12 protein-coding genes and 1 other annotated feature are annotated in these 10,612 nt (G+C 51.6%); of the genes, 5 read left to right on the forward strand and 7 right to left on the reverse strand.

Annotation, left to right across the window (positions count from 1 at the left end; all coding sequences use genetic code 11):
* Positions 1-241, forward strand: a 241-nt coding sequence (locus EDM58_RS25970) for a hypothetical protein (RefSeq protein WP_221175394.1), incomplete at its 5' end; no start/stop codon positions are given.
* A 9-nt stretch (positions 242-250) separates the two neighbouring features.
* On the opposite strand, the gene EDM58_RS00010 is transcribed toward EDM58_RS25970, so the two are convergent.
* The 3 genes from EDM58_RS00010 to EDM58_RS00020 all read right to left on the reverse strand — a co-directional run bounded on the left by EDM58_RS00010 (position 251) and on the right by EDM58_RS00020 (position 3,020).
* Entirely contained in the window at positions 251-1,591 is a 1,341-nt protein-coding gene (locus tag EDM58_RS00010; protein ID WP_122911499.1) for a cytochrome P450, read from the reverse strand.
* A gap of 120 nt (positions 1,592-1,711) precedes the next feature.
* Positions 1,712-2,281: a biotin transporter BioY gene (locus EDM58_RS00015; protein WP_122911500.1), complete on the reverse strand. Its 570-nt coding sequence runs from the start codon at positions 2,279-2,281 to the stop codon at positions 1,712-1,714.
* A gap of 94 nt (positions 2,282-2,375) precedes the next feature.
* Positions 2,376-3,020, reverse strand: coding sequence for a hypothetical protein (locus tag EDM58_RS00020; RefSeq protein WP_246000449.1), 645 nt, complete (start codon positions 3,018-3,020; stop codon positions 2,376-2,378).
* A 27-nt stretch (positions 3,021-3,047) separates the two neighbouring features.
* On the opposite strand from EDM58_RS00020, the gene EDM58_RS00025 reads away from it, so the two are divergent.
* Positions 3,048-3,359, forward strand: coding sequence for a hypothetical protein (locus tag EDM58_RS00025; protein WP_246000450.1), 312 nt, complete (start codon positions 3,048-3,050; stop codon positions 3,357-3,359).
* An 82-nt stretch (positions 3,360-3,441) separates the two neighbouring features.
* On the opposite strand, the gene EDM58_RS00030 is transcribed toward EDM58_RS00025, so the two are convergent.
* The 3 genes from EDM58_RS00030 to ilvA all read right to left on the reverse strand — a co-directional run bounded on the left by EDM58_RS00030 (position 3,442) and on the right by ilvA (position 5,713).
* On the reverse strand, positions 3,442-3,975 hold the full coding sequence (locus EDM58_RS00030; protein ID WP_122911503.1) for an ankyrin repeat domain-containing protein: 534 nt from the start codon (positions 3,973-3,975) through the stop codon (positions 3,442-3,444).
* 145 nt (positions 3,976-4,120) lie between these two features.
* Positions 4,121-4,282: a protein YhfH gene (gene yhfH, locus EDM58_RS00035; RefSeq protein ID WP_122911504.1), complete on the reverse strand. Its 162-nt coding sequence runs from the start codon at positions 4,280-4,282 to the stop codon at positions 4,121-4,123.
* A 183-nt stretch (positions 4,283-4,465) separates the two neighbouring features.
* Positions 4,466-5,713, reverse strand: coding sequence for a threonine ammonia-lyase IlvA (ilvA, locus tag EDM58_RS00040; protein WP_122911505.1), 1,248 nt, complete (start codon positions 5,711-5,713; stop codon positions 4,466-4,468).
* A gap of 96 nt (positions 5,714-5,809) precedes the next feature.
* Positions 5,810-6,073: a binding site (T-box leader), on the reverse strand.
* Between the two features lie 157 nt (positions 6,074-6,230).
* On the opposite strand from ilvA, the gene EDM58_RS00045 reads away from it, so the two are divergent.
* Positions 6,231-7,100 carry a HipA family kinase gene (locus EDM58_RS00045; RefSeq protein ID WP_183187367.1) on the forward strand — a complete coding sequence of 290 codons (870 nt, stop codon included), beginning with the start codon at positions 6,231-6,233 and terminating at the stop codon, positions 7,098-7,100.
* Positions 7,101-7,141: 41 nt separating this feature from the next.
* Here EDM58_RS00045 and EDM58_RS00050 read toward each other — a convergent pair whose 3' ends face one another.
* The gene (locus EDM58_RS00050; protein WP_023556244.1) at positions 7,142-7,483 is read right to left on the reverse strand and encodes a hypothetical protein; all 342 of its coding nucleotides are present in this window, start codon (positions 7,481-7,483) and stop codon (positions 7,142-7,144) included.
* Between the two features lie 310 nt (positions 7,484-7,793).
* On the opposite strand from EDM58_RS00050, the gene mle reads away from it, so the two are divergent.
* Complete coding sequence (gene mle, locus EDM58_RS00055; protein ID WP_122911506.1) at positions 7,794-8,654, forward strand: alpha/beta fold macrolide esterase; 861 nt, start codon at positions 7,794-7,796, stop codon at positions 8,652-8,654.
* Between the two features lie 121 nt (positions 8,655-8,775).
* The gene (rlmD, locus tag EDM58_RS00060; protein WP_122911507.1) at positions 8,776-10,170 is read left to right on the forward strand and encodes a 23S rRNA (uracil(1939)-C(5))-methyltransferase RlmD; all 1,395 of its coding nucleotides are present in this window, start codon (positions 8,776-8,778) and stop codon (positions 10,168-10,170) included.
* Positions 10,171-10,612: the final 442 nt, after the last annotated feature.

Here is a 10,612-nt window from a genome sequence, read left to right on the forward strand (position 1 = left end):
CCAGTTGCCTGTCAGCTACGAGGCGACTTGGCTCTTACCTCGGTTGGACTTTCACCAACTAGCAATTAACGGCTTGCTGGGCGCGCTGGCCGCTGAATGCGTGTTCCCCCTTTTCCATTTCGTCTGGGTCAAGATCCCAAATGCCTTCGCATTTTTTCCCTTTTTCCTCGGCCAGCTTTCCTGCATATTCGCCTTCATAAAAAACCCGTACAGTTTTCCACCGTACGGGTCAGGCAAATAATTATCCGTTCTATTCCCTTTTTTCCAGACGCATCGGCAAGCCGTTTTTCGGACGGAGGGTGACGACCGGCTCCAGCTCTACCTTCTGATCAGGCTCTGCGAGACGCAGTCTGTAGCGCTGTGCGATTGTCGCCAGAAGCAAGGCCGCTTCCATCAAGGCGAAGTTGTTGCCGATGCAAATGCGGGGTCCTCCCCCGAAAGGAAAGTAGGCGTAGGCGGGAATCCGCTTCAGCAAATCTCCTGCAAAGCGCTCGGGACGAAATTCATCCGGATCTTCGAAGTACTTTTCCTGGCGGTGCATGACATACTGGCTCATCATCAACGTATCTCCCGGCTCATACGTATGGCCGCCGATCTCGACTGGTTCCACCACCTCGCGATTGATCGTCCAGGCAGCCGGGTAGAGACGAAGCGTCTCGGAGATGATCAGGTTGACATAGGTCAGATTGGGGATATCCTCGACTGTTGGCAGCCTTCCTCCGAGGACGGACTTCAACTCGTCATGCAGCTTTTGTTCCGCCTCTGGATGGGTCGCCAGCAAATAAAAGATCCAGGACATCGTATTGGCAGTCGTCTCGTGACCCGCCACAAAAATGGTCATGACCTCGTCGCGAACTTGCTCATCCGTCATGCCCTGCCCATCGTCCTCATCCCGTGCAGCCAAAAGCATCGCCAACAGATCGGTATGGTTGCCCGTGCTCTTGCGCCGCTCCTCGATCAAGCCATAGATGGTCTTGTCCAGCACTTCGCTCGATTCGACGAATTCCCGATTGCTGCGTGTCGGCACAGACAGCGGGATGTCGATGAAGGAAGTGGCTTTTGTCGACACGTATTTCAATCCGACGTCGATGGCATGACCGATCTTGTCTGCGCCCTCCTTGACGGTTTTGCCGAACATTGTCTCTGTGATGATCGCCAGCGTCACCTTCATCATGTCCTGATGAATGTCCCGCACCTCGCCATCCTTCCAGTCCTCCATCAGCTCGACACCCTGACGGACCATAGCATCCGCGTACCCTGCGATCCGGTCGCGGTGAAAGGCCGGCTGCATCAACCTGCGCTGGCGGATGTGTTTTTTTCCTTCACTTGTCAGAATGCCGTCACCGACAACGGCCCGTGCCACCTGCAAGCCCTTTCCCTTGCGAAAATGCGCTTGCTTGGTAACGAGCACTTCCTTGATCATATCGGGATTGTTCAGCATGTAGACATGGCGTTTGGGTCCAAATCGGAAATGAACGACATCTCCGTATTCTTTTGCCGCATCGCGGATGAATTTCAGTGTATCCCGGCGAAAGGCGAGTACATTGCCGGAAATGGGAAGTCCCTTCGGACCGGCGGTAATTTGCTCCATCTTGTCCTCCTTTAAGCCCATCTTTGGGTGGTTTCCCCATAGTATCCGGCAGAAGAAGCCATTTATACGGAAAAAGCCGCCCGGAAAGGACGACTTTGGTAAAACGGTATTGCATGCTTTTCAGGAAGTGACACTCGGTGTATCGCTGTGGCGCAAGAGCCTGCTCGCCAATAGCCGCTCCCGCACTTTGATCCCGATGATGGAAGCGAGCACCGCTTTGATCACGCCGACGACCAAAAACGGCGTCACACCCCAGGCAATCGCATCTGTCCATGGAACATCCAGTACGTACTTCAGTTGAACGGTCCCGAAGGCCAGTGTGATAATCATTCCAACAATGTTGGCGATAAGGGCATTGGTCAGGGTAAAACGCGTCTTTTCCAAAATGAGTCCGGTCACATAAGCAGTCAGAATAAATCCGGTTATGTATCCGCCTGTTTTTCCGATGAGAACATGCAAGCCCCCATTTGCCTCGGCAAAGACGGGCATGCCGACAGCTCCGAGCAAAATGTAAATCAGGATCGACAAGGTACCATAACGGCTGCCCAGGATCGTCGCCGTCAAACCGACTGCAAGCGTCTGCCCTGTGATCGGGACCAGCGGAAGCGGAATCGTGAGCTGCGACAAGACAGCCGTCACCCCGGCAAAAATCGCAGATAAAAGCATCCACCGAAGTCTTTCATTTCTCATGCATTCTTCCTCCAATTATTTGTTAACTAATTTATAAAGTAAGTTAACAAAATGATAATACGCCTTGGAGGAAATGTAAATGCCTTCTGTCCAATTATTTTCGCAAGTCCCGAATCTCCTGCAAGGAAGCGAGCGATTTCACCGTATGATCAATCAGATCGCGCAGATCATCGATGTTCCCCTCGTCGATTTTGCGATGGAAGTCCAGGGTGATCTGGTTGTGGTAGGTTTGCGGCGGCCACTCTACGCGGTGTTCCTCCAGACGGGATGATATGGTCTGGGTGATATAGGGCCGATTCCCCCAGATATCATTCAGAATCGCCGTAATCCTCTGGGGCTCATCCGGTACGCCATGGACCTCTGTAAAAAAATGGATGCAAATCGTGCAGCCAATGTGATCGGTCAGCGGCTGCTCCAGCTGCTCGGCAGCAATGTCAGCAAGCCCGGTTCGAAGCTGCATCCGCGCCTTGACTGCCCTCTCCCGATTCGTAGCCGCAGCCAGTTCAAAATCGATCTGGAACAGGCGCTGAAAGGTTGCCATATCCATGACGTCCGAGCGGTCGGTGATCGTAATCGCGCCTTCAAAATCACGGTCGTACACTCCGCCCTCCAGCACGACCCGGATATTGTCAAAAACCAGCGGGTGAAACATCTTCTCTTCTCCCTTCACATCCCTTGCTTGCTCTTGTTTAGGATGCCCGCTTTTCCATCGATTTGCAAGCTGTCGCCAGTTCGCCATGGCAAAATTGTCCCAGGCAGTGGTACCATGAAGATTGAGGTGAACACCATGTTCTTGATTGCCATACTCGTCCTCGTCGCGATTGCCGGCGAAATCCTTCATCGGCTCAATCCCTGGAAAAAACCGGAGCCCGCCTATGAAGACCTGGTTGCCCAGATCAAGCAGTCAGCCTGGTACCAGGAGCTTGCTGCAGACGAAGCGTGCCGGCAAGTGCTGGAGAACGATCCGCATGTCGCCGCCTACTACTCTGGGACCTACGAGGCCCAACGCCTGCTGACACAAGAAGGCTTTCAGCTTGGGCTTATTGACTACGTCAAAGAGCAGGCAGGAAAAAAATGAACCGTCTGCTCTTTTCCTTTCTTCAAGCAAAATACCGCTGCGAATGCTCGGATTCAAGCTGCAGCGGTATTTTTGTTGGATGCTACTCAACCTGCTCTACCTTCGCTCCAGCTCGGCGCAACAAGGCTTCTACCCGCGCATTTCCTTGGGCGATGGCCAGCTCAAGCGGCGATTCTTTGCCCTCCCGTCTGGCGTTTAGCTGTGCGCCATGTACAAGCAACAGCTCGATCAAAGCCTCGTTGTCATCATGGAAAGCAGCCGTATGCAAGCAGGTGTGGCCATTGCTGTCGAAGATGTCGGTCTTCGCCCCATGCTCCAGCAAAAGCCGGATGACATCGAGATTGCGCTCCCCTGCTATCGCTGCATGCAGGGCGGTGTTGGAGGGGATGAAGGAGATTTGGGAATGCGACAGCGCGTTGACGTCTGCCCCCTGCTCCAGCAAAAGCTTGACGACGCCAGGATGTCCAAAATGGGCCGCGTACCCCAGAAGGGTCAGCCCGTTTTCATTTTCTGCATTCACGAGCGCTGGATGCTCCTGCAACAAGGAAGCAATCTGCTCTTCATCTCCGGACTCCGCCGCTTGAAAAAGGGCCTGAATCATCCGCGGATCGTTCATCGTTTCGAACCTCCCTGTTTTTCTCCCCCTTACTTCTGGCATCTTCCATCCTTTTCCTGCACGGAACAAAGAAAAAAAAACATACTCGCCGGAATTCTCCACTGCGGTATGCCTGTTATGGATCGACTAGTCTCATCAGAAACGCTCAGTTCTTTTTATAGTAGTGCTTGTATGCGTCCGTAGAAGCATGCTCCTGGCATGTGTAGCATTCGGTGGCGTAGGATTCGGCTTGCTCCGAAATCACTTGGCCGCAGGACGCGCAGCATTTTGCGTCCAGGTTGCGAAAAAAGGTAGTGATCGGTGTCATGGTATATTCCCTCCAGAGCTGTTGTTAGCTGTATTGTAATACAACAGAATCTGTTTTATAAAAGTTTGTTATAACACATGACGACGCATTATCATTCTCTCTCGCCGTTTCTCTGCCGATTGCTCCTTTTTTCGCTGTATTCATACATTTTTGAAAAAGAATCTCTGTTGTAACACACGCATCTTAAATCAACAGGTTAAACAGGTAGGGATCATGCGTGATCTCCACGTAGCCCACTCCGTGCTGTTTCATCCGGCCGATCAACGGCTCGTAATCATCCTTGCATTTCAGCTCGATTCCTACCAGCGCAGGACCGTTCTCCTTGTTGGTCTTTTTTGTGTACTCAAAGCGCGTGATGTCATCATGCGGGCCGAGCACCTTTTCCATGAATTCGCGCAATGCCCCTGCCCGCTGCGGAAAGTTGAGGACGAAATAGTGTTTCAGTCCTTCATACAACAGCGAGCGCTCCTTGATCTCCTGCATCCGGTCGATGTCGTTGTTCCCCCCGCTGATCACGCAGACGACATTCTTGCCGACGATCTGTTCACGGTAAAAATCCAAAGCCGCAATCGAGAGCGCACCTGCAGGCTCCACGACGATTGCGTTGCTGTTGTACAACTCCAAAATCGTGGTGCATACCTTTCCCTCCGGCACCGGCACGATGTCATCCAGTACCTCCCTGCAAATCTCCATCGTCAACTGTCCGACCTGCTTGACAGCGGCACCGTCCACAAACTTGTCGATCTCATCCAGCGTGACCACATCGTTTTTTTCCAGCGCCGCCTGCATGGAGGACGCTCCTGCAGGCTCCACTCCAATGATTTTCGTCGCAGGACTGATCCCTTTTACATACGTCCCGATGCCGGCAGCCAAACCGCCGCCGCCAATGCTCATGAAGACATAGTCGGCAGGCTCCTCCATGTCGTTCATGATCTCCAGACCGACTGTTCCCTGTCCGGCTACCACCAGCGGATCGTCAAAAGGATGGACAAAGGTGCGATCCTCCCGCACACAGTACTTCATCGCTTCGGCAAACGAATCGTCGAAGGTGTCTCCGACGAGCACGACCTCGACGAAGGAGCCGCCAAACAATTTTACCTGTGATACTTTTTGGCGCGGTGTTGTGGTCGGCATGAAGATCGTGCCCTGGATTTGCAGATGGTTGCAGGAATACGCGACTCCCTGTGCGTGATTGCCTGCGCTGGCACAGACAACACCTCTGTCCCTCTGCTCCTGGTCCAGGCTGCGAATAAAGTGATATGCCCCCCGGATTTTAAATGAACGGACCACCTGCAAGTCTTCCCGCTTCAGATAGACATTGCAGCCGTAGCGTTCGGATAACAGCTTGTTTTTTTGCAATGGCGTCTTTTCCACTACGTCCTTCAGGGCGTGGTTGGCGACGACAATTTCCTCAACTCTCACTGGGTTCATGATGGGTATTTCCCCTTCCTGTCTATCCTGTTTCTCTCTACCAAACCAAAAACAAAAAGCTCCCGCCCCGCCAGCCGCGCTTGTATGCGCATGGCTGGCTGAGGCGAGAGCATCGCGGTACCACTCAGCTTCTCTGCTTCTCTCACGAAAAACAGACTTGAGAAGTTCAACTGGGGAACTCCCGTCCGGTAACGGGGACGAATCCGTTGCCCTTTACTTTTCCGGCATCATGCTTCACCCGGTTTTCGAGGGCACTGCTCCAAGGTGATTTTCAAAACAGGCTGGCGGCCCTCCTTTCAGCATCCGGACGGCTCTCTGCACGCTGTATCTGTTTCTACTCTTCCTTTTCTTCGCAATGAAAGACGAACTATTCGAATTAGTTAACCATTCTACGGGTAAACGGACTCGTTGTCAATGACCTGTCCTTGCAATATCGCGGCTTCCTGGAACCTATTTGTTGAACGAGCGCTCCTTCATTTCCATACAATGTTTGCAAACAGAAATCCAAGGTGATCATGTGTCGAACAGGAAATGGAAGTTCAAGAAATTGCTTCGCAAACGTTATGGAAGAGAAATCTGGATCGTCAAAAGACGGGACGGGACAAAAGGGTACCTGAAAATACCTTTTATTTCCAACGAAAACAAGTATCGTCTCTTAGTAGCAAATGAATACATCGCTGCATATCTTGCACGCAAGCTCGGACTTCCCGTCTCCAAGCTGAAGGAGATTTCCGTAAAAGGTCCAGGTCGGATTAAAAAGCGTGGACTTCTTTCCATCAAAGCGAAAGCCAAAGAAGTGATTCCATGGAAAAAGGCGCATTTCCCCGAACCTGCCCAGATCGAGCAAAAAGTAAAAAAGGCGGAGCTTTTGGCCCAATTGATCGCTTTCGATGCCTGGATTCTAAACCTTGACCGCACCAACCACAACCTCATTCTGCATCGCAATCATCCGAAACGACGCTACAATTGGTACCTGATCGATCACGGCATCGCGCTATTTGGATCGCCGAGCAAATGGAAAAAACGCTGGTCCAGAAAAACGTACAAGAAGCCGCGCACTTATGAAACGACGCTGCACTCCAAAAAATCGAAAAAATCCTTGCCGCTTCGCATTCCCAAAGGCTTGAAGAGGTATACACTCCAGCATCGGTCCTACACGGAGGCGATGGTCAAAAAAATTGCCGGTTTATCCAAGCGGGAGATCGACAACGCGATCAAGAAAGTACCTAAAGGCTATCTGAAAAAATCTGAGAAAGCCTTCATCAGAAGGATGTTGCTGAAACGGCAGAAACATATTCAGCAAATCGTAGAAGAGATTTTTACGAAATTGCAGAAGCAAATCCTAAAAAAGAGCAAGTTACGTAAAAATGGGCCATACCACGAGTGAATTCACTCCAGGAATGACCCATTTTTTCACACCGTAACATCCTATACCGTTTCGTAGATTGCTTCGTAGCGCTTGCCGATTTCTTCATCGGTCAGCCCTGCGTCACGCAGGCGCTTGATCAGTGCGTTTGCCCAAATCTCGGTGCGCTGCGCCATTTTCGCGTATTTTTTCGCCTCTTTTTCCTTGCGCTTGGCACGGTCTTCACCGTTGGACTTGAGGTTGTCGAGGATGAACAGCATGTGCATGGTGTCCTCTTCGTTCAGCTCTTGCCAGTTGTCGTTCAGGAACGCAACCACTTTTTTATAATAACCGTCAAACTCGTCGAAGGAAATCTCTGTATCCATATTGAGATATTCTTTCATTTTGTCAAATAGCTCTTGCATCTAGTGTCACAACTCCCTCATCCATTTCTTCCGGACTATTATATCAAAAAGGAGTCTGCACAGGAAGTTGCCATTATTTTGCGGCTTTGCTCATAATCGTATCCGAAAGGCATCTTAATTTGCTACAATAATAGTGGGCGCTTAAGCACCTATCCTTTACTAGGGAGAGTTTGCCATGATCATCCAGTTCATTCGCTTGCGATAATAAAAGCTGTGTTGTATAAGCCCATTTTTTTTTCAAAAGGATGTATGGGTTTATTTGTTTATGCCTTTTTTAATCAAACAAACGAATGAAACGAGGAGATCCGCAATGAGAGAAAACATCCACACCATCAATGGAATTCAGATATGTTCAGAGAGCTTCGGCAATCCCGCACATCCGGCGGTCTTGCTGCTCATGGGAGCCACTTGCTCCATGGTCTACTGGGATGGGGAATTTTGCCAGCGCCTTGCCGACACCGGGCGCTTTGTCATCCGCTACGACAATCGGGATACGGGCCGCTCCACGACCTATGTGCCGGGAACCGCTCCACCGTATACCGTGGCCGACATGGCTGACGATGCAGTTGGCGTGCTGGACGCATACGGGATCGAGCAGGCACATCTTGTCGGCATGTCCCTCGGCGGAATGATCGCGCAAATCATAGCAGTCAAGCATCCGCAAAGGGTTCGCAGCATCACTTTTGTTGCATCCGGCTTTTACGGATCAGATCTTACATTGCCTGATGAAGATGTGCCTCCCATGGATGAGCGTATCCTCGCATACCATGCGAAAGGCGCTACACTGGACTGGTCAGACGAGGAAGCTGTCGCAGATTATCTCGTATCGGGATCGCGTTTGCTGTGCGGCTCCAAGCATACGTTAGATGAAGAACGCGCCTACAAACAGGTAAGAGCGGAAATCAAGCGGGCGAACAATCTGTTGAGCATGTTCAACCACGCCCTTCTGCAAGAGGACCATTCCTACGTCGTCAAGGTGGAGGAGATCCGCATGCCTGCCCTGGTCATTCACGGCACAGAGGACACCATCCTCCCCTACCCCCATGGAGTTGCCCTCGCCCGTGAGTTAAAAGACGCTACCCTGCTCACGCTGGAAGGCACAGGCCACGAGGTTCATCCAGACGATTGGGATGCGATCATCGCAGCAATAGCGAAGCATACCTCCAGGTAGCCATATATAGAATTGCAGAAAGGGCTGCACATTCGGATTTCCCGGATGCGGCCCTTTTTCTTTTGAAAATCGGAAATATCGTTATAATAGTAGGATATCGAAGCTTGAGGTGAACGGACCGATGAAACCGCAGCAAAAAGAACAAGAGACGCAAATCCGTGTCGGCCAGCAGATGACTCTGACGATCAAAAGCCTGGGCATCAACGGCGAAGGCATCGGCTATTTTAAGCGCAAGATCGTCTTTGTAGAGAAAGCTCTCCCGGGCGAGGTCGTGCATGCCGAAGTGACAGAGGTGCGGGAAAAGTACGCAATGGCCCGCCTTTTGCGAGTGGTCGAAAAATCCCCCTCCCGCGTAACGCCTCCCTGCCCTGTCTACGAGGAATGCGGCGGGTGCAGTCTGCAGCATATGGATTACCAGGCGCAGCTTGCCAGCAAGCGCGAGATCGTCATCGAATCGCTGCGCAAATACGCCAAGCTCCCCGATCCCCCGGTAGCGCCTACCATCGGCATGGACAACCCCTGGTCGTACCGCAACAAGGCGCAATTCCAGGTGGGCAGACAGGATGGCAAGCTGGTAGCCGGACTCTACCAGGCAGGCAGCCACAAGCTGGTCAATCTCGAAAGCTGTCAGGTGCAGCATGAGGCCACGACCCAGATCGTGCAAGCAGCCAAACAGATTATCGAGGAGCTCGGCATCTCCTCGTATGATGAGAAAAAGCGCAAAGGCGTCATTCGGACCATCGTTGCCCGTGTGGCGTTTGCAACAGGCGAGACCCAGCTGACGCTGGTCACGGCGACACCAGAAATCCCGCGCGTGAAGGAGCTCGTGCTGGAGCTCCGTACACGTCTCCCCCAACTGGTCGGGATTACACAAAACGTAAATCCGCAAAAAACCTCTCTCGTCTTTGGCGAGAAAACGATCACGCTCTGGGGCAAGCCCTCAATCGCGGAAAAGCTGGGAGATCTGTCGTTCGACTTGTCGGCCCGCGCCTTTTTTCAATTGAATCCCGAGCAGACGAAGAAGCTGTACGATCAAGTAAAGGCTGCGGCTGGTTTGACGGGAACGGAGCTCGTGCTGGATTTGTACTGCGGGACCGGGACAATCGGGCTGTGGCTTGCTCCTTTTGCGCGTGAGATACGCGGGATTGAGATGATCCCCGAGGCTGTCGAGGACGCTCGCCGCAATGCCCGGCGCAACGGTGCGGACAATGCCAGCTTCCATGTCGGTAAAGCAGAAGTCCTGATGCCCAAATGGGCCAAGCAGCAAGGAATCCGACCTGATGTCGTCGTGGTTGACCCGCCAAGGACGGGGTTGGATGATGCCTTGATTCGGTCGTTGTTGGAGGTTCAGCCGAAGCGGATCGTGTACGTTTCGTGCAATCCGTCCACGCTGGCGAAGGATATCGGGAAGATGCTTGGGAAGTATGAGCTGGTGAGTGTGCAGCCGGTGGATATGTTTCCGCATACGGCGCATGTGGAAGTGATAGTGAGACTTGAAAGAAAAGATACAGCCTAATAAACTGTATCTTCATTCGAGGAGAGGGGATTGGAAAGGTTGTAGTTAAGCTTCATCTTTCCATCCTCGAATACTTCGATTGTTTGGATAAGCCTTTGGAGGATTTGCTTCAATACCTGCTCATCGCTAATGTCGAGGTCAATGAAGCGTTCAACTTCCGTTCTAAAGGCTTTTTTGCGTTCTGCGAGGTTCTTTCCTTCTTCTAAGGCTACAATAAGTTATAAGTTATTGCTCTAAACTGACATCTGGCAATGTACTTGTGACCGATGCTTGGAGAGAATAAAACGCTGATTTTTTTGGATTGGAGATGAAGAATATGACTGTACAACAGGTCATTGACCAAATAAATAAAGAACTTAGTGGAGTTAAGGGCATTGTGGGCGTAGTTTTAGGAGGTTCACGAGCGAGAGGAACGAATCATGTGTAACCGTCAAGTAGTTTT

Origin of the sequence: Brevibacillus panacihumi (genome assembly GCF_003710985.1) — a bacterium.
Taxonomy (GTDB): Bacteria; Bacillota; Bacilli; order Brevibacillales; family Brevibacillaceae; genus Brevibacillus; species Brevibacillus panacihumi.

Bases quoted from the DNA above. Each gene is read 5' to 3' on its own strand.
- EDM58_RS00010 (WP_122911499.1), bottom strand. From the start codon at position 1,591: ATGGAGCAAATTACCGCCGGTCCGAAGGGACTTCCCATTTCCGGCAAT.
- EDM58_RS00015 (WP_122911500.1), bottom strand. From the start codon at position 2,281: ATGAGAAATGAAAGACTTCGGTGGATGCTTTTATCTGCGATTTTTGCC.
- EDM58_RS00020 (WP_246000449.1), bottom strand. From the start codon at position 3,020: ATGGCGAACTGGCGACAGCTTGCAAATCGATGGAAAAGCGGGCATCCT.
- EDM58_RS00025 (WP_246000450.1), top strand. From the start codon at position 3,048: ATGAAGATTGAGGTGAACACCATGTTCTTGATTGCCATACTCGTCCTC.
- EDM58_RS00030 (WP_122911503.1), bottom strand. From the start codon at position 3,975: ATGAACGATCCGCGGATGATTCAGGCCCTTTTTCAAGCGGCGGAGTCC.
- yhfH (WP_122911504.1), bottom strand. From the start codon at position 4,282: ATGACACCGATCACTACCTTTTTTCGCAACCTGGACGCAAAATGCTGC.
- ilvA (WP_122911505.1), bottom strand. From the start codon at position 5,713: ATGAACCCAGTGAGAGTTGAGGAAATTGTCGTCGCCAACCACGCCCTG.
- EDM58_RS00050 (WP_023556244.1), bottom strand. From the start codon at position 7,483: ATGCAAGAGCTATTTGACAAAATGAAAGAATATCTCAATATGGATACA.
- mle (WP_122911506.1), top strand. From the start codon at position 7,794: ATGAGAGAAAACATCCACACCATCAATGGAATTCAGATATGTTCAGAG.
- rlmD (WP_122911507.1), top strand. From the start codon at position 8,776: ATGAAACCGCAGCAAAAAGAACAAGAGACGCAAATCCGTGTCGGCCAG.